This is a genomic window from Hyphomicrobium sp. (genome assembly GCF_003987855.1).
Lineage (GTDB): Bacteria > Pseudomonadota > Alphaproteobacteria > Rhizobiales > Hyphomicrobiaceae > Hyphomicrobium_B.
On sequence record NZ_RXIZ01000004.1, the window covers coordinates 143,024 to 162,076 of the forward strand.

Here is a 19,053-nt window from a genome sequence, read left to right on the forward strand (position 1 = left end):
AGGATACGTGTGCTCAGGCTGTGATTCCAAACCACACATCAGGGGATAAGGGCCGGCACGATAGGTTGCGAGAGCCGGGACGGCAACCTATGCATATCCGGCGCTGGTGAGGGGACGACGAGGCGCTCCAGATCGCATCATCCTTAAGGCCGAACGGGGCAATTTGAAACGCAATCTCTTGATGTCTAGATCCGACGAGCTGCGCAAGGGCAGGGTAGCCAAGCCGGAGCCCACCGCTCCGGCCGAAGTGTCGCACGACGGCGACGCTCCCTCAGCGATCGTCGAAGCGACCCCGTCGATGGCGCAATATCTCGAAATCAAGGCGGCAAATCCGGATAGCCTTCTTTGGTACCGGATGGGCGACTTCTATGAGCTCTTTTTCCAGGATGCGGTAACCGCCTCCGAAGCCCTGTCCATCGTCCTCACGAAGCGCGGCAAGCACAAAGGCGAGGACATCCCGATGTGCGGCGTACCCGTGCATCGCGCCGACGAATACCTCCAGCGCCTGATTAAGCAAGGCCATCGCGTCGCTGTTTGTGAACAGCTTGAGGACCCGGCTGAAGCGCGAAAGCGCGGTGCCAAAGCAGTCGTGAAACGCGACGTCGTTCGCCTTGTCACGCCCGGCACGCTCACCGAAGAAGCATTACTGGACGCCAAAGCCCGCAATTTTCTCACTGCCGTGTTTCTTGCGACCCCTGCCGAGATTGACCTCTCATCGTCTCAGTCGCGCGTTGCCCTCGCGTCTGTCGACATCTCAACAGGCGAGTTCGAGTTGTCGGAGCTCGCCGGCGCTGATCTGTCAGGCGAATTGATCCGCTTATCTTCGAGCGAAGTGCTCGCTGCGGATAATCTTCTCGGCAATGAGACTTTCGTGCGGGCGGTGGAATATTCCGGCGGCAAGACGACGCCCGTTCCGTCAGCTTACTTCGATCAAACGTCCGGCGCGCGCGATCTGAAGGCGTGCCTTGGCGTCGCCGACCTTTCGGGCTTCGGCACGTTCACACGCGGCGAACTTTCAGCCGCCGCCGCAGTGCTGAAGTACATCGACCTCACGCAAATGGGTCGAAAGCCGCTGCTTCGCGCTCCGCGCCGCGCGGGCGGTGGGTCGCTCTTTATCGATGCGGCCAGCCGCGCGAGCCTGGAACTCGTCAAGTCGACGTCGGGCGACAAGTCATCAACTCTTCTTGCCGCCATTGATAGGACGGTGACCGGCGCAGGCGCACGCGAGCTCCAGGCGCGCATTTCGAGCCCGCTTATCGCGCCGGCCGCGATCGAAGCCCGTTTGGACGCCATCGCTTGCCTTCTCGATAATCGCGGCCTGATGGACGATATGCGCTTCTGCCTGCGGGGAACGCCGGACCTCGCTCGCGCGCTCCCAAGGCTTACCTTCGGGCGTGGCGGGCCGCGCGATCTGGCCTCTGTGCGCGACGCTGTCGAAGCGGCCGGCGATGCGGCTCGCATGTTGAAGAGCGTCAGCCAGCCCCTACCGCTTCCGCCCGAGTTGCAATCGGTTTGCGAGCGCCTTGAAAGCGTACCGCAGAGCCTCGCGACAGCCCTCAAGAGCGCGCTCGTTGATGATCCCCCGCTCCTGCGCCGCGAAGGCGGCTTCATTCGCGAAGGCTTCAATCCCGATCTCGATGCGGCACGCGCAATGCGTAACGACAGCCGCCGCGTGATGGCCGAACTCGAGGCCCGCTATATCGAGGAAACCGGCGTCAAAACGCTGCGGGTCCGCCACAACAACATCCTGGGTTTCTTCATTGAGGTCACGCAGCTCAACGCCAAGCCCCTGCTCTCTCCACCGCTGTCGGAACGCTTCCGCCACCGTCAGACGATGGCCAACGCGGTTCGCTTCGCAACGGCCGAACTCCTGGAGACCGAAGGCCAGATCGCCTCGGCAAACGAACGCGCGCTGAATCTCGAACAAGAGATATTCACCACGCTGACAGAGGAGATTGCCGCCGCCACAGAGGCTTTGACCGCGGCTGCGGCAGCACTCGCCGAACTTGACGTCTATACGAGCCTCGCATCGCTTGCCCTCGAGCAAGGCTATGTCCGCCCAATCATCGATGATGCCGCGGTGTTCGAAATCCGGGGCGGTCGCCACCCTGTCGTCCAGCAGGCGCTTGGGCGGCAAGCTGCCGGACCGTTCATCGAAAATGACTGCGTTCTTGGCCGCGGCCCGTCCTCAGGCACAGCTGCACAAGAAGATGGCCTGCCGGATGCCCGCATCTGGCTCGTCACGGGCCCGAACATGGCGGGTAAATCCACGTTTCTTCGGCAGAATGCGCTGATTGCGGTGATGGCGCAGATGGGATCCTACGTGCCCGCTCGTTCTGCCCATATCGGCGTGGTCGATCGCTTGTTTTCGCGAGTCGGCGCCTCCGACGACTTGGCACGCGGCCGTTCGACCTTCATGGTCGAGATGGTGGAAACCGCGGCCATCCTCAATCAGGCGACGGAGCGATCGCTGGTCATTCTCGATGAGATCGGCCGGGGCACCGCTACCTTCGACGGTCTCTCGATCGCCTGGGCGACTGTTGAGTACCTGCATGGAGTAACCAAAGCGCGCGCGTTGTTCGCCACCCATTACCACGAACTGACGGCACTCGCCCGCCGGCTCGACGGCATCGCCAACGTCACTATGGAGGTGGCCGAATGGCAGGATAGCATCGTTTTCCTGCACAAAGTTAAGGCTGGAGCCGCCGACCGCTCCTATGGCATTCAGGTCGCGAAGCTCGCCGGCCTGCCTGAACCGGTCGTCGATCGGGCCCGCCAAGTGCTTGCCCGCCTCGAAAAGGCCGATCGCCGACCCAAGGCTGGCGACGAAAGTATCGATGATCTGCCGCTGTTCTCCGCAGCGCGGCCGAGAGGCGCATCGGCCACAGAGTCTCCTTCAGTCGTTGAAAAGCTGCTTCGAGATATGCATCCTGACGATCTCTCGCCGAAGGCAGCGCTCGAGAAGCTTTATGAACTCAAGGCTCTGGCCGAAAATCTGAAGAAGATGAAGCCTTGAACGACGAAACAGAGAACGTCCTTACACCGCCGCCCTACTTCGATCGCCTCGCAGCCCGCCGCGAGCTGACCGCGCTGTTCAACGAGAGCAACGCCACGCCCGCTGACGCTCGCCCAAAGGTGCTCGAAAGCCTGAAGTCGTTGGTCAAGACAGCGCGCGCGTCGGCACGCACGGCGCTCGACGTTGATGGCAATGGCCGTCGTTGCGCAGCGGGCCTCAGCCTCTTCCAGGACGAACTCATACGCCTGATCTACGATTACACCGTTGCGCACGTCTATCGAGCGACCAACCCGTCAGACGCAGAGCGCATGGCGATCGTCGCAACCGGCGGCTATGGCCGGGGTCTCTTGGCGCCGGGCTCGGACATCGATCTTCTCTTCCTGCTCCCCTACAAGCAGACGCCATGGGGAGAGAGCGTCGCCGAATACATGCTCTATCTGCTTTGGGATCTCGGGTTCAAAGTCGGCCACGCCACCCGCACCGTCGATCAATGCGTCAAGCTCGGCTACGCCGACATTACGATTCGCACGGCCCTTCTCGATTCTCGCCTCATTCTGGGCGATACCCAGCTGTTCGCCGAGTTCGAAGATCGCTTTCGGTCTGAAGTCGTCGCCGGCACCGCGCGTCAATTCATCGATGCCAAAATGGCCGAACGAGACGATCGCACGCGACGCGCCGGCGAAAGCCGCTACAAGGTCGAACCCAATATAAAGGATGGCAAGGGCGGTCTGCGCGACCTGCATACATTGCAGTGGCTGTCGAAATACATCTTCAATCAGGAAGTGGGTGCGGCGGCGGTCGAGGCCGGCATCTTCACGCCTGAGGAAGTTCAGACCTTCCGGAGGTGTGAGGACTTTCTCTGGCGCGTTCGCTGCTTCCTGCATTTCATGACGGGTCGCGCCGAGGAAGTGCTGTCGTTCGAAGTCCAGCCGGCGATGGCGAAAAACCTTGGCTATACGTCACGCGAAGGCCTGCGCGCCGTCGAGCGCTTCATGAAGCATTACTTCCTCATCGCCAAGGACGTCGGCGATCTGACGACGATTCTCTGCGGCGCTCTCGAGATGCAGCAGCTCAAGACGTCGCCGGGCTACAAGCGTCTGCTCAGTCCATTGAGCTGGAAGACGCGGCGCGAAGTGCGGGAGAAGACGGATTTCCGCATCGATAACGATCGTTTGAACGTCACCGACGCGCAGGTCTTTGCACGCGACCCCGTGAACCTGATCCGCTTTTTCGCGCAGGCCGCCAACACCGGCGCCTACCTGCATCCGGACGCCATTCGCTTGCTGCGCAGCTCGCTCCGCCTCATCGACGACAAGCTTCGCCACGACCCGGAAGCCAATGCCATCTTCCTTTCACTACTTACGGCGAAAGGAAACCCGGAAGCCTCGCTTCGTCACATGAACGACGCAGGCGTGCTCGGCCGCTTTATTCCGGAATTCGGTCGCATCGTCGCGATGATGCAGTTCAACATGTATCATCACTACACGGTCGATGAGCATCTCCTGCGTACTCTCGGGAATATCGTTGCCATTGAGCGCGGCGATCTCGCTTCCGAACTGCCGCTGTCGACAGCCATCTTCTCGTCGATCCAGAATCGACGGGCATTGCTCGTCGCAGCCTTCATTCACGATATCGGCAAGGGACGAAAGGAAAGTCACTCGCTGGTCGGTGCGCGCATCGCTCGCAAGCTTTGTCCGCGTCTCGGCATGACGCCGGCCGAAACAGAACTCGTCGCGTGGCTGATTGAAGAACATCTGACGATGAGCAATTTCGCCCACTCGCGCGACATCTCCGATCCCGACACCATTCGCGCCTTCGCCAATATCGTGCAAAGCCCGGAGCGTCTGAAGCTGCTGCTCCTCCTCACCTGCGCGGATATCCGAGCTGTCGGTCCGGGCGTGTGGAATGGCTGGAAAGGCCAGCTTCTGCGTACGCTCTATCACGAAACCGAACCGCTCGTAGCCGGCGGACACACACAGGTCGCGCGCGATGAGCGCATCGATAACGCTCAGGCGGCGCTGCGTCAGGCCCTCTCCGACTGGCCCGAAGATCGCATCGACGCCTTCATCGAGCGCCACTATCCCAACTACTGGCTTCGCACCGATCTCGCGACGCAACTCGTTCACGCGAACGTCGTGAACGAAGCCATGAATTCGCGCGCGAAGTTCGCAACCAACGTCAAGACGGATCAATTTACGGCCATCACCGAACTAACGGTCTTCGCGCCGAACCACGCGCGCCTGCTATCGCTCTTTGCAGGAGCTTGCGCGGCTGCCGGCGCCAACATCGCCGGCGCACACATCACGACCACGCGTGACGGCTATGCACTCGACACGTTCCTGCTCAACCGCGAATTTGCCAACGATGACGACGAGCTTCGTCGCGCACGGCGCATCACCGACACCATCGAGCGACTGCTGAACGGCAAGGAGCAGATTGCGGCGCTGCTCAAAAAGCGGCGCGTCGGGACGCGCGGTGTCGAGGCGTTCATCGTTGAGCCCGAGATCGTCATCAATAACGCACTGTCGGATCGCCTCACCGTCCTGGAAGTTTCCGGCCGAGACCGCCCCGGCCTCCTTTATGAGTTGACGTCAGCCCTTTCCGATCTGTCGCTCGACATCACCTCCGCACACGTGACGACGTTTGGAGAAAAGGCCGTCGACGTTTTCTACGTCACGGATCTCGTCGGCAAACAGATCGTCAACGAGACGCGTCAGGCCACACTGCGTTCGCGCCTGCAATCGATCTTGGACCCCGGGCGGCCTAAGGCGACCCCCGAAGCGGTCCGCGCATGATGAAATAGGCGTTCCTCACAAATTGGTATGGAAAACGGCGCCAAATCGAGTTCGCCGCGCCGTGACATCGCGGCCACGACCCACAAGACAGGCAAGAGCGACATCAAATTGCCGGATGTGTGCGGCCTCAACCCGGTCTATGAGGGCAATCTATTTCTGGGTCGAAATGCGAGCCGCAACCCGTCCATCCAATGAAGCTTTATAAATCATTCGCCACCGTCGGTGGTTTGACGCTGCTGAGCCGCGTGTTCGGCTTCATGCGCGATATCTTGATCGCCGCGACATTGGGGTCCGGGTGGGTCGCCGACGCCTTCGTTGTCGCATTTCGCTTTCCCAATCTGTTTCGCCGGCTCTTTGGCGAAGGCGCCTTCAATTCCGCGTTTGTCCCTATTTTCGCGAAGAAGCTTGAAGGCGATGGCCCCGAAGCGGCGCGTAAGTTCGCCGAAGACGCGATGGCCGGCCTGCTTTTCATCTTGTTGATCGTGACCATAGTCGCCGAACTAGCAATGCCGTTCCTGATGTACGGCCTCGCTCCGGGATTCGACGTCGTTCCGCAGAAGTTTGATCTGTCCGTTCTGCTGACGCGCATAACGATGCCCTACCTGCTCTGCATGTCGATCGTCGCGCTCATGTCGGGCGCGCTGAATTCGGTGGGCCGGTTTGCCGAAAGCGCCTCTGTCTCGATCGTCCTCAACGGCGTGATGATGATCGCGACGCTGATCTCGATGTGGATTGGCTACAAGGCCGAGCCAGAAGCGGGCATCATCCAGGCCTGGGCCGTCTTCGTCGCCGGCTTTCTGCAGCTTTTGCTGCTGATGTGGGGCATGCGTCGCGCTGGAATGCACCTTGGCATTCGCCGGCCGAGATGGACGCCCGATGTTCGTCACCTAGTGCGGCTCGGCGTGCCGGGCGTGATTTCCGGCGGCGTGACCCAGCTCAACATCGCCATCGGGACCATCATCGCATCGCTCCAACCTGGAGCTGTCTCGCACTTGTATTATGCCGATCGTGTTTATGAGCTCCCGCTCGCCATAGTCGGCATTGCTGTAGGCATTGTCTTACTGCCCGACGTCGCCCGCCAACTTCGCGCCGGCAATACGGCAGCGGTCATGGATAGCCAAAATCGCTCGCTCGAATTTGCACTGCTGCTGACGATCCCCGCGGCGCTGGCGCTTGCCGTGATCCCGACGGATATCGTGCGTGTTCTATTCGAGCGCGGCGCTTTCGGTCCGGCCGACACGCACGTCACCGCATCTGTCCTTGCGATGTTCGCGCTCGGACTTCCCGCCTTCGTGATGATCAAGGTGTTTTCCCCGGCCTACTACGCCCGCGAAGACACCAAAACACCGATGCGCTACGCCACGATCAGCCTAACCGCCAACACAGCAGGCTCGATCGGCCTCTTCTTCCTGCTTCGGCATATGGGAATGATGCCCCAGCTTGGCATCGCAATCGCCACCGCGCTCGGCGGTTGGCTCAACGCCTATCTGCTGTGGGCGACCTTGAGCAAGCAAGGCGACTTTGTTGCCGACAGTCGCCTGAAGCGGAACATTCCTCTGATCCTGCTGGCGAGCGCCGCGATGGTCGCCGCTTTGTTGGCAACAAGCCACGTGCTCTCACCCTATTACGATCACCATAGCGGCTTCTTCATCAAGGCTTCGATCCTGGGTCTCGAGATCGGCGTGGGCTTGACTGTATTTACCGTACTCATCCTGCTGACCGGCGTCATGAGCTTGGGCCAACTCGGCAGGTTGACCCGCCGACAACGGTAACGCCGGGGCTGCGGCCCTCCGGACTTGCGCCGCGGCCTTTCGCACGCGATAAGGCCGCAAATCTTTCCAACACGGACAGTCCAATGAAAATCACGCCACGCGTTTTTTCCGGCATGCAGCCGACCGGCAGCCTGCATCTCGGCAACTATCTTGGCGCGATGGTGAACTGGATCAAGATGCAGGATACGCACGAGTGCATCTACTGCGTCGTCGACCTTCACGCGATCACGGTCGCCCAGGACCCTGCCGAACTCCGCACCGCGATCCGCCAGGTCACGGCCGCTTATATCGCCGCTGGCCTTGACCCGAAGAAGAGCATTCTCTTCAATCAGAGCCAGGTTTCAGCCCACGCCGAACTTGCCTGGATCTTCAACTGTGTCGCACGGCTTGGCTGGTTGAACCGCATGACCCAATTCAAGGAAAAAGCCGGCAAGGACCGCGAGCAGGCGTCCGTGGGGCTGTACGCCTATCCGAACTTGATGGCTGCGGACATCCTGGCCTATCGCGCGACGCACGTGCCCGTCGGCGAGGACCAGAAACAGCACCTCGAACTCGCGCGCGACATCGCTCAGAAGTTCAACAATGATTTTGCCGCCTCGATCGTCGCCAACGGCTTTGAAGACGGAATCTTCTTCCCCCAGCCGGAGCCCGTCATCACCGGCTCATCGACGCGCGTCATGAGCCTACGCGACGGCACGAAGAAGATGTCCAAATCCGATCCGTCCGATCTTTCCCGCATCAACATGACGGATGATGCCGACACGATCGCCAAGAAAGTGCAGAAAGCCAAGACTGATCCCGAGCCTCTCCCAGGCGACGAGAAAGGCTTCGAGGGCCGTCCTGAAGCTGAAAACTTGATCGGCATCTACGCCACCATCGTCGATAAGCCCGTCGAGGCGGTTCTTGCCGAGTTTGGCGGGCAGCAGTTTTCAGCCTTCAAGAAAGTGCTGGCCGACGCGCTCGTCGCCCGCATCGAGCCGATCGCGAACGAGATCAAGCGGCTCTCGTCGGACCCCGCCGAGATCGACCGTATCCTCGGTGATGGTTCTGCGCGGGCGCGGGAGATCGCCTCGCCGATCATGGATAAGGTGAAGGACATCGTCGGCTTTATCCGCAGCTGATCGGGCGCAAACGAAATACGGGTTGCATCCGCCAGCCACCGCTTGCGGCCATTGCGAGCGCGCCCGCGGAATGGCAGCATCGTCTCCCATGAAGCCACGACGCTCATTCGAAGAAGGCCATCGCCGCAAGTTCCTGATCGTCGTGGACGAGAGTCAGGAAGTTGAGAGCGCACTCTACTATGCCGCAAGCCGGGTCCAGCGCTCATCAGGCCTCATCGTCATGCTCTACGTGATCGAGCCGAGCGAGCTTCAGAACTGGGCTGGCGTACGCCAGGTGCAGATCGAGGAAGAGACGACCAAAGCAAAGGCGCTGTTCCGACTTTTCCGCCGCAAGCTCGGCCATGCGGGTTTTGAGGTCGTCGAAACCGAAGACGTCATCCGCGAGGGGCGCACGGGCGAAGAAGTTAATAAGCTGATCGCCGAAGACGAGGACATCGCCATCCTCGTTCTCGGCGCTTCGAACGACGCAGCCGGCCCCGGACCACTGGTGGCTTCACTCGCCACGGCAAGGGCATCCGGAGGTTTTGCTGTACCCGTGACCGTCGTGCCTGGCCAACTATCCCTCGCTGAAATCAAGGCACTGGCCTAAATTGCCTCACGATTAGTACATGGCCCGCTCCTCGACATGGCGGGGACGAGAACCTATATCTGAGGCCTCCTGATCACCCCAGCGCGGGCGGTGCGCGCCAAGCACCGAGCACGAAGTGAGGCACCATGTTCATTCAGACGGAAGCGACGCCCAATCCGGCAACGCTGAAGTTCATCCCCGGGCGCGATGTTCTCGCTGACGGCACGGCCGACTTCCGCTCGAAGACGGACGCAGCCGTTTCCCCGCTCGCGACCCGCCTATTTGCTATCGACGGTGTCGATGGCGTGTTTCTGGGGTCCGACTTCATCTCCGTGACCAAGGGCGACATCGAGTGGCAGCACCTGAAGCCGATGATCCTTGGCGCCATCATGGATCATTACATGTCCGGCGCGCCTGCCACGGGCGCGGAAGATGCCAACGATGTCGCGACAGAAAGCTACGATCCCGGAGATGAATCGATCGTCGCGACGATCAAGGAGCTTCTTGAGACACGCGTCCGCCCGGCTGTTGCGCAGGACGGCGGCGACATCACCTTTGCGAGCTTCCGCGATGGCGTGGTCTATCTCCACATGCGGGGCGCCTGCTCTGGCTGCCCGAGTTCGACGGCCACGCTTCGCCACGGCATCGAGAATCTGCTGAAGCACTTCCTCCCCGAAGTGCAGGCGGTCCAGGCGGCGTGACGTAGATTTCCCACCTTTGAACCCCGCCTCGGCGGGGTTCTTCGTTTCTGGGCTCAAACATCATGGAAGCCGAAATGAACCAGCCTCTCGATCAAGCCGCGCTCGACCAGTTATTCGATAAGGCCCGCACCAACAACAAATGGCAGCCACGAGAGGTGCCAGACACGCTGCTGAAGCAGATCGTGGAGCATATGAGGTGGGGCCCGACGAGCGCCAACTGCTCGCCGGCGCGGATCGTGTTCGTCAAATCGGCGGAAGCGAAGGCGCGGCTGAAGCCCCACCTCAGCGCCGGCAATGTCGAAAAGACAATGGCGGCCCCCGCCACGGCAATCATCGGCTACGACCTGAATTTCTACGAGTACCTGCCCCGGCTCTATCCGCCGGCCGATGCAAAGAGCTGGTTTGTTGGCAAGAAGGCGCACGCCGACACGACGGCCTTCCGCAACGGCAGCCTCCAAGGAGGTTATTTCATTTTGGCGGCAAGGGCCCTTGGTCTGGATTGTGGCCCGATGTCTGGCTTCGACAACGCTGCCGTCGACGCTGAATTCTTTGCGGGCACTGAGATTAGGTCCAATTTCCTGTGCAATTTGGGTTTTGGTGACCCGGAAGGGGTTTATCCGCGTTCGCCACGATTTAGCTTCGACGAAATGGCTACGATCGTTTAAAAGCTGCGCCCGGAATGAATATTCTTTCTTTCGACACCTGTTTCGACGCTTGTTCAGTAGCTGCGGGCCGCGGACTGCGTTCGCTTACGCCGAGCATATCGTTCGCGTACGAACCGATGCAGAAAGGTCATGCCGAACGCCTCATGCCCATGATTGAGGCTGTGATGGCCGAGGTTGGTCTCGAGTTTACAGCTCTCGACCGGATAGCAGTCACCTTTGGTCCAGGAACGTTCACGGGTACGCGCATTTCGGTATCGGCCGCCCGCGCCTTTGCGCTCGCAACGGGAGCCGAATTCGTCGCGCTCTCGAGCTTGAGGCTGATGGCGATGAGCGCTCGTATTCCGGCCGCGCCCACTCCGTTGGTTGCGATCGCCACCGATGCGCGGCGGGACGAAGTCTATCTTGAGGTCTTTGACCGGCATACGCTGAGAACGGTCGTTCCGCCTCAATGCCTCCCCATCGCTGACGCCGCCCGTATGCTGGGCTCGGGCCCAATCGTCATTGCGGGGTCGGGAGGCCCTGCGCTTGCCGCCGCCGCAAAGATGGAAGGCGTCGACGCCGAGGCAATTCTCCCTGACCTTTTGCCCGATGCCCTCAATGTGCTGTTTCCAGCATGCGAAATGGCTGTGACCGACACGTTGCGGCCGCTTTACCTGCGCGCGCCCGATGCCAAGCCGCCCCCTCCAAGTCCCTTCATCGGAGCCGGCGCATGACGAATGTCACGCCGTTCCGGAACGTAAAGCACGCGAGCATGCTCTGGGCCTCCCCTGACCGCGCGGAAGAGATCGCGGCACTCCATGCAAAATTATTCAGTCCCGCCTGGGACGCCGCTGCCATCCAATCCTTCCTCGAACATCCCGCCGCGACATCCCTGATCGCTGTCGCCGGTGGACAAAAGAAGACCGTCATCGGCTTCTTGATCGGACAGCTCGCCGCCGACGAAGCAGAAATCTTATCGATTGGCGTTTCGCCCGATTGGCAGCGTGTAGGCCTCGCAACCGGCTTGCTGGAAGGCTTGACGCGGGCCGCTCGCCGAGGCGACGCAAAGCGGATCTTTCTGGAAGTTGCAGAGGACAACACAGCGGGGCTCGCGCTCTACCGCAAGCTGGGATTCACCGAGGCCGGCCGCCGAAAACGCTACTATGAGCGGCCGGGAAGCGCTGCCGTTGACGCGCTGACCCTTGTTCTCGACCTCGATTTGCCGAACCAGGCCGGCTGATATGGACGCGGAGCCTTGTCACTGCCTATAAGGCCGCCATACTCGGGCGACGCGAAATCGTCCTCAGCAAAGCTTCATCGTCATGACCGCACCTTCGGGGAAATCCGAAACATCCATCGAAATGCGATGCGCGGAGTGCGGCCTCAGGATGACCGGGCAAAGACGCGTTATCGCGCAGGTTCTGTCGGCCGCGAAAGACCATCCGGATGTCGACGAAGTCCACCGCCGCGCCCACGCAGTCGATTCCCGGATTTCTCTTTCGACGGTCTATCGAACGCTCAAGCTTTTCTCTGAGAAAGGCATCCTGGAGCGGCACGATTTCGGCCATGGTCGCGGCCGATATGAACCCGCGCCAAGAGAACATCACGATCATCTGGTCGATATCGAAACCGGTCGCGTGATCGAGTTCTCGAATTCGGATATCGAAGCGCTGCAGGAGCGGGTCGCCAAGGATCTCGGGTTCGAACTCGTCGGGCATCGGCTAGAACTTTACGGCGTGCCGTTGACGAAGAAGAGATCTTCCGGCCGGAAAGGCTGATTGACACGATGGCAAACGGATCGCTTCGCGCTTCGGCGGTTCTGGCAGGCTTCTTCGCCTTCACTCTGCCATTGATGCCGGTCCAGGCGCTGCTGCTGAAGACCGCGCAGAAATCCGCCCGCCGGTTTCCGAACTGGTACCACAAGAATGTGTGCCGAATTCTGGGCATCACGCTGAAGATCGAGGGCCAGGTTGTCGAGAACAAGCCGGTGCTGCTTGTTTGCAATCACACATCTTGGCTCGACATCCCGGTGCTTTCGGCCCTGGCGCCGGTGTCTTTTGTTGCCAAGCTCGAGGTTGGAAGCTGGCCGTTCGTATCCGCGCTCGCGCGTCTTCAGCGCTCCGTTTTCGTCGATCGCACGCGGCGGCACGCGACCGGCGAGGCCGCCACCGCGATCACCTCACGTTTGAAGCAAGGCGACACGATCGTTCTATTCGCTGAAGGCACATCGAGCGACGGCAATCGCGTGCTGCCGTTCAAGACCTCTCTGTTCGGCGCTGTCGCGAGCCAGGATGGAGCAGCCAGGACCGATATCGTCGTACAGACGGCAGCCGTCGTCTACACGCACGTCCGGGGCGTCCCTTTGACCCGTGCCGATCGCCCGCGCATCGGCTGGTACGGCGACATGGAAATGACGTCTCACGCCTGGGGCGTTCTGCGCTCCGGCCCGATCACCGTCACGATCAAAGTTGATCCGCCCGTGCCGTTGTCCGAGTTCAAGGACCGCAAGGATCTAGCCCTCAGGACCGAACGCGCTGTCCGCACCGCTGTGCTCGGCATTTTGCGCGGACGCCCCGGCGATCCGAGGCTCGTCCCCGTTGAGCCAAGCCCCGAAGTTCGCCGCCAGAAAGTCGCCGTGGCCCTCGCCCGCAGCGAGAAATGGACATAAAAGCCACATTCTGTGCTATGCGCATGCCGGCAAAATGCCTTGAGCGAAACCCCTTATTTGACCGGCCGAGACGACGTGCAGCGCCCGAGTACCAAAAGCTATTTCCTGAAGACGTTCGGCTGCCAGATGAACGTCTACGACAGCGAGCGTATGACCGAGTCGCTGACGCGCGACGGCTACAGCGAAACGGCCGAAATAGCCGACGCCGACCTTGTCATCCTCAATACCTGCCACATTCGCGAGAAAGCCGCTGAAAAGGTCTATTCGGACCTAGGGCGCATCCGCGACATGAAAGATGCTCGCAAACGCGACGGCAAGGATACCGTGATCGCCGTAACGGGTTGTGTCGCTCAGGCGGAAGGACGCGAGATCACGACTCGGCAGCCCGCTGTTGATCTCGTAATCGGACCGCAAAGCTATCACCGCCTGCCGGAGCTGATCGCCCGTGTGGGAAACACGCGTGAGCGCATCGTCGAAACAGAGTTTCCTGGTGACGAAAAATTCGATCGCATGAGCGCGCCGCGGCGCGTGGTTTCCCCATCCGCATTTCTCACGGTCCAGGAAGGCTGCGATAAGTTTTGCACTTTTTGCGTCGTTCCATATACGCGCGGCGCTGAGTTCTCGCGCCCGCTTGCAAAGATTGAAAACGAAGCGCGGGAGCTGATTGCGGCCGGTGCGCGCGAATTGGTTTTGCTCGGCCAGAACGTCAATGCCTACCACGGTGAAGGCCACAGCGGACGTTCGATCGGACTTGCCGAATTGATCCGCAGATTGGCCGATATCGATGGCCTTGAGCGCATCCGCTATACGACGAGCCACCCGCGCGACATGGACGACGATTTAATCGCCGCCCACGGCGAAGTCCCGCAGTTGATGCCATTCCTGCACCTGCCGATCCAATCGGGATCGGATCGCATGCTCGCAGCTATGAACCGCAAGCATAAGACGGGAGAGTACATCGATATTATCGATCGCATTCGAAGTGCGCGACCTGATATCGCCCTGTCGAGTGATTTCATTGTCGGCTTCCCGGGAGAGACCGCAGACGAGGCCGAAGACACCCTCAAACTGGTGGCGGCCGTGGGTTTTGCTCAGGCATATTCTTTCAAATACAGCCCGCGCCCCGGCACCCCGGCCTCATCGCTAGGTGACCAAGTCCCTGATGAGGTGAAATCCGAGCGCCTCCAGCGTCTACAAGCCCTCCTCGAAGACCAGCAGACTGAATTCAATCAGCGAAGCCTGGGCGCCACGGTGCCCGTCCTTTTCGAGCGCAAAGGCCGCCAGCCAGGTGAGTTCGTCGGCCGCACTCCCCATCTACAGCTTGTACATGCAGTTGCGGATGGCGATATTGTTGGGCGGACGATGGGCGTGACCGTTACGGAAGCCCGTCGCGCCAGCCTGTCCGGTGTCATCGCGTCGGCATAAAGGAGCGATAATGGCTCGCGTCGGTTTGTTGTGCGTTAACCACGCCGAGCGGTCCCGAACCTTCAACTGCGTGATAACGTGACTAGACGGTCGATTCGCTTTTGAACGCTACGGGTAGAAAAACCGCAAGCAAGGGAGTGTCAGGATTGGCAGCATTCCGCGGGTCTTCCGCGTCGGCATCTCGGCGGCCTTCCAAGGCCGAGCTTGAAACCGCTCGCGTCGTTGTACCCTTCGAAGACAATCGGCTGCTCACGCAGCTGCTTGGGGAATACGATAGCCACCTGGCCCTCATAGAAGACCGATTGGGCATTGATGCCCACGCCCACGGCAACGTGGTAATCCTGACTGGCCCGGCTGCTGCCTGCGATATCGCAAGAAACGTGCTCGAACGACTCTACGCTCGCATTCGCAAGGGCGAGGCGGTCGGCGCCGGCGACATCGATGGGCTGATCCGACACGCTCGGGCGGAAGGCACGGTTGCCGAGGGCCAAGCGCAGATCGCCACCCGGCGCAAAGTCGTCAAAGCGCGCACGCCGACCCAAAGCGAGTACATGCGGGCCATCCAAAAACACGACCTCGTGTTTGGCGTCGGCCCCGCCGGTACCGGCAAGACTTATATTGCCGTTGCTTTCGCCGCCCATTGCCTGGAGCGCGGCGTTGTCGAGCGCATCATCCTTTCCCGCCCGGCCGTCGAGGCTGGCGAGCGGCTCGGTTTCTTGCCGGGCGATATGCGCGACAAGGTCGATCCTTACCTCCGACCGCTGTATGACGCCCTTTACGACGTCCTGCCGCCGGAAAAGGTCGAGCGTGACATCGAAACCGGCGTCATCGAAGTTGCGCCTCTGGCCTTCATGCGCGGACGAACGCTGTCGAACGCTTTCGTCATCCTCGACGAAGCTCAGAATACGACGTCGATGCAAATGAAGATGTTTTTGACCCGCATCGGCGAAGGCTCGAAAATGATCGTGACGGGAGACCCCTCCCAGGTCGACCTCCCGCTCGGCACGAAGTCCGGACTGGTCGAGGCGGTCGATCTTCTGGCGAACGTCGATGACATTTCGATCATCCACTTCGCAGCAGCTGACATCGTCCGACGCGATCTGGTCGCCAAGATCGTCGATGCCTACGAGAAGCCGAAGTAGTCTATGCCGGCTTCCCCCCAGGCGACGGCTTCGACCTTCGAAGTTGAGATCATCGAAGACGACGGCGAATGGCCGGACGTTGCCGCCCTCGCCACTTTGATCGATCGCGCGGCGCTCGCAGCCGTTGACGCCGCCAATGGGCCGGTTCCCGGCCATGTCTCGGTGGCGCTTTCCTCCGACGCCGTTGTGACAGATCTCAACGGCCGCTTCCGTGGGAAACCCAAGCCCACGAACGTCCTGTCCTTCCCCGCCGGCCCCGGGTCACCTGGAGGTCAGATCGGCGATATTATTCTGGGTTTTGAGACCGTGAAACGCGAGGCGGTCGAGCAGGACATCTCCCTCGATCACCACGTGCAGCATTTGGTCGTCCATGGCGTACTGCACCTTTTGGGCTATGATCATGAGGCCAAGGCTGATGCGGAGCGCATGGAAGCTCTTGAAATAGAAATACTTTCCAAATTAGGCATAGCAAATCCCTACACGGGCGAGCTGGAAACCGGTACAAGTAGCTGACCGGGTTTCAACCCAAAGCCATGACTGACAACGCACATACCAAGACAGTGTCCGACACCTTCGCAGACGACCCACGGTCGTACGGCACGCTCAACTGGCTTCAGGCGCTTGGCGCCAAGCTCGGGCTCGTCGTACCCCAAAATGTTCGCGACGCCCTCGAGGGCGCGCTGAAAACCGGCAGCACCGATAATTTCACCGACGCCGAACGCAAGATGCTGGAGCGCCTGCTCCAGTTCGGCTCGAGCCGCGTCGCCTCCCTGATGGTGCCGCGCGCCGACATCACCGCGCTCGATGAGAACGAGCCGATTTCCGAGCTGCTCCAGACGTTCAATGAAGCAGGAGTTTCGCGTATTCCACTGTTCCGGGAAACGCTCGACGATCCACGCGGCATGATCCACATTAAGGATGTGCTGCGTTGGCTCATGACTGAAGCGACCGGCCAACCGCTGAAAAGCGCGAAGGTCGATCCTGACGCCGAACCGCCTGCGGCAAACCTCTTCGACTTGCGCTCCATCGATCTCAATAAACCGATCACCACCGTGAAGATCAGGCGGCAGATCCTGTATGTGCCGCCTTCGATGCCTGCCGTCGACCTTCTCATCCGCATGCAGACGACACGCATTCATATGGCGCTGGTTGTCGATGAATATGGTGGCACCGACGGCCTCGTCACCATCGAAGATTTGATCGAGCAAGTCGTCGGCAATATCGAAGACGAACACGACGACGATGATGAGACAAACATCATCCTCGACCCCAAACTCGGCATCGTCGCTGTTGCGCGCACGCCAATCGAGGAGCTGGAGAAGCACCTCGGCGTCAAGCTCGTGCCAGATGACGAAGAGACCGAGGTGGATACAATCGGCGGCCTTATCTTCTCCATGCTCGGGCGCGTTCCCGCCCGCGGTGAGTTGATACGTCACCCGACCGGCGTCGAATTCGAAGTGCTCGATGCCGATCCGCGTCGCGTGAAGAAGCTGAAGGTTCACCCGCCTCGCCCGCCCGCGACCAACACCAAGACGTTGCCTGAAGCGCCGAAGGCGTGATGGACGCGGCATCACCCAGCGCGCAAATGAACCCCGCGCTTCTCGCCCGCATTCGCGGAGCCGTTATGGAGCTGCGCGGTTGGCGGCGAGCGCTTGTAGCGATTGGCGCCGGCGGCTTGTCGGCCTTGGCATTCGCGCCGATGTTCGCTGCGCCGGTTCTATTCATAACGCTCCCGGTCTTCGTTTGGCTGCTCGACGGCAGCCCGACATGGCGGCGCGCCTTCAGCGCCGGCTGGCTCTTTGGCTTCGGCTACTTCTTCTGCAATCTCTTCTGGATCGGCGAAGCCTTCCTCGTCGAAGCCGACAAGTTTGCGTGGCTGCTGCCGTTTGCCATCACCCTCTTGCCAGCGGGGCTTGCCCTCTTCTGGGGCATAGGGGCCGCCGCCGCGCATGGGCTTTGGACGAACGGCTTCTCGCGCGTTTTTGTATTCGCGATCGTGTTATCGACCGTTGAATGGCTGCGCGGCCATATCCTCACCGGCTTTCCATGGGATTTGCCGGGCTACGCTTTGACGTATCCGTTGCCATTGATGCAGAGCGCCGCGCTCGTTGGAGCCTACGGCCTCACGGCAATCGCGCTCGTCGTATTTCCAGCCCCGCTTGTCTTCATTGGCGACACGCCGGGCAGGCCAACGATCCGCAGAATGATCGACGGTATCCTTCTCGCTGCCGCACCGATCAGCCTCATGTTTGCCTATGGCAACTGGCGGCTCCAGGAACCGCAGGAGTTTGTGCCGGGGGTGAAGCTGCGCATCGTGCAGCCCAGCGTACCTCAGCGCGAAAAGTGGCTGCCTGAGTTTCAGCGTCGGATCTTTGACGATCACGTCGCCCTGTCGCTGACAAGTCCTTCGGGAGAAAAGGATTCGCTGGCGGGCATCACGCACGTCATATGGCCGGAAGCGGCAATGCCGTTCTTTCCACTTGAAGCCCCGGTCGCGCTGGACATCCTGGCCAACGTCATCCCCGCAGGCACCACGCTGATCACCGGAGCGCTTCGCCACGATCCAGTGCTTGCGCCCGGTGCTCCGCCTACAGAGACGACGCGAACGCTGAACAGCATCCTCGTGCTCGACGAGCACGCTCGGCCGGTTGCGACGTACGACAAAACGCATCTCGTGCCGTTCGGCGAGTATATGCCCTACGAGAAAACGCTCTCATCCATCGGCATCGAAAAGCTGACGCACGGTCGGGGCTCGTTCGCCACCGGACCAGAGCCGCGTCCATTGATGCATATTCCCGGTCTGCCCCCCGCGCTTGGCCTCGTTTGCTACGAGGCTCTCTTTCCCGGCAACGTGGTCCAAGGGCGCGACCGCCCAGGCGTGATTATCAATGTGACCAACGATGGCTGGTTCGGAGAATCCACTGGGCCGTTCCAACATTTCCATCAAGCCCGCGTCCGCGCAGTGGAAGAGGGCGTACCGATCGTCAGAGCCGCCAACAACGGCATTTCTGGCGTCGTCGACCCGTTCGGACGGATACTTAAATCGCTCGGACTTGACGTCCGTGGCGAGGTGGACAGTCTCTTGCCAAAAGCCATAACACCACCACCCTATTCCCGCTTCGGCGACTGGATGCTGGCCGGAATTCTCCTCGCGTTCGGCGCCCTTGCTGCAGTCTTCCGGAAAAACGCACGTTAATCAAA

The 19,053-nt window shown here is 60.7% G+C and carries 16 protein-coding genes; all 16 read left to right on the forward strand.

The window, feature by feature from the left end; genetic code table 11:
* Positions 1-181: 181 nt before the first annotated feature.
* The 16 genes from mutS to lnt all read left to right on the forward strand — a co-directional run bounded on the left by mutS (position 182) and on the right by lnt (position 19,048).
* Positions 182-3,016 (forward strand): DNA mismatch repair protein MutS, encoded by a 2,835-nt coding sequence (gene mutS, locus EKK30_RS02890; RefSeq protein ID WP_290979981.1) that lies wholly within the window; start codon positions 182-184, stop codon positions 3,014-3,016.
* Positions 3,013-5,811 (forward strand): [protein-PII] uridylyltransferase, encoded by a 2,799-nt coding sequence (locus EKK30_RS02895; RefSeq protein WP_290979984.1) that lies wholly within the window; start codon positions 3,013-3,015, stop codon positions 5,809-5,811. The genes mutS and EKK30_RS02895 overlap by 4 nt, the downstream gene beginning before the upstream one ends.
* A gap of 191 nt (positions 5,812-6,002) precedes the next feature.
* Positions 6,003-7,583, forward strand: a complete 1,581-nt coding sequence (gene murJ, locus EKK30_RS02900; protein WP_290979986.1) for a murein biosynthesis integral membrane protein MurJ — start codon at positions 6,003-6,005, stop codon at positions 7,581-7,583.
* Between the two features lie 83 nt (positions 7,584-7,666).
* Entirely contained in the window at positions 7,667-8,704 is a 1,038-nt protein-coding gene (gene trpS / locus EKK30_RS02905; protein WP_290979988.1) for a tryptophan--tRNA ligase, read from the forward strand.
* A 70-nt stretch (positions 8,705-8,774) separates the two neighbouring features.
* Positions 8,775-9,293: a universal stress protein gene (locus tag EKK30_RS02910; protein ID WP_290979990.1), complete on the forward strand. Its 519-nt coding sequence runs from the start codon at positions 8,775-8,777 to the stop codon at positions 9,291-9,293.
* 125 nt (positions 9,294-9,418) lie between these two features.
* Positions 9,419-9,973 carry a NifU family protein gene (locus tag EKK30_RS02915; RefSeq protein WP_290979993.1) on the forward strand — a complete coding sequence of 185 codons (555 nt, stop codon included), beginning with the start codon at positions 9,419-9,421 and terminating at the stop codon, positions 9,971-9,973.
* Positions 9,974-10,047: 74 nt separating this feature from the next.
* Positions 10,048-10,638 carry a malonic semialdehyde reductase gene (locus EKK30_RS02920; RefSeq protein ID WP_290979996.1) on the forward strand — a complete coding sequence of 197 codons (591 nt, stop codon included), beginning with the start codon at positions 10,048-10,050 and terminating at the stop codon, positions 10,636-10,638.
* A gap of 14 nt (positions 10,639-10,652) precedes the next feature.
* On the forward strand, positions 10,653-11,351 hold the full coding sequence (gene tsaB, locus EKK30_RS02925; RefSeq protein ID WP_290979999.1) for a tRNA (adenosine(37)-N6)-threonylcarbamoyltransferase complex dimerization subunit type 1 TsaB: 699 nt from the start codon (positions 10,653-10,655) through the stop codon (positions 11,349-11,351).
* A complete protein-coding gene (rimI, locus tag EKK30_RS02930; protein ID WP_290980002.1) occupies positions 11,348-11,857 on the forward strand; it encodes a ribosomal protein S18-alanine N-acetyltransferase in 510 nt (169 codons plus the stop codon). The genes tsaB and rimI overlap by 4 nt, the downstream gene beginning before the upstream one ends.
* An 82-nt stretch (positions 11,858-11,939) precedes the next feature.
* Complete coding sequence (locus tag EKK30_RS02935) at positions 11,940-12,395, forward strand: Fur family transcriptional regulator (RefSeq protein WP_290980005.1); 456 nt, start codon at positions 11,940-11,942, stop codon at positions 12,393-12,395.
* 8 nt (positions 12,396-12,403) lie between these two features.
* Complete coding sequence (locus EKK30_RS02940; protein WP_290980008.1) at positions 12,404-13,285, forward strand: 1-acyl-sn-glycerol-3-phosphate acyltransferase; 882 nt, start codon at positions 12,404-12,406, stop codon at positions 13,283-13,285.
* A gap of 75 nt (positions 13,286-13,360) precedes the next feature.
* Positions 13,361-14,710, forward strand: a complete 1,350-nt coding sequence (gene miaB, locus EKK30_RS02945) for a tRNA (N6-isopentenyl adenosine(37)-C2)-methylthiotransferase MiaB (RefSeq protein ID WP_290980621.1) — start codon at positions 13,361-13,363, stop codon at positions 14,708-14,710.
* Between the two features lie 146 nt (positions 14,711-14,856).
* On the forward strand, positions 14,857-15,852 hold the full coding sequence (locus EKK30_RS02950; RefSeq protein ID WP_290980011.1) for a PhoH family protein: 996 nt from the start codon (positions 14,857-14,859) through the stop codon (positions 15,850-15,852).
* Positions 15,853-15,855: 3 nt separating this feature from the next.
* Positions 15,856-16,365: an rRNA maturation RNase YbeY gene (gene ybeY, locus EKK30_RS02955; RefSeq protein ID WP_290980014.1), complete on the forward strand. Its 510-nt coding sequence runs from the start codon at positions 15,856-15,858 to the stop codon at positions 16,363-16,365.
* Between the two features lie 20 nt (positions 16,366-16,385).
* Positions 16,386-17,411 (forward strand): hemolysin family protein, encoded by a 1,026-nt coding sequence (locus tag EKK30_RS02960; RefSeq protein WP_290980017.1) that lies wholly within the window; start codon positions 16,386-16,388, stop codon positions 17,409-17,411.
* The gene (gene lnt, locus EKK30_RS02965; protein ID WP_290980020.1) at positions 17,411-19,048 is read left to right on the forward strand and encodes an apolipoprotein N-acyltransferase; all 1,638 of its coding nucleotides are present in this window, start codon (positions 17,411-17,413) and stop codon (positions 19,046-19,048) included. Before EKK30_RS02960 ends, lnt begins: the two co-directional genes overlap by 1 nt.
* Positions 19,049-19,053 lie beyond the last annotated feature (5 nt).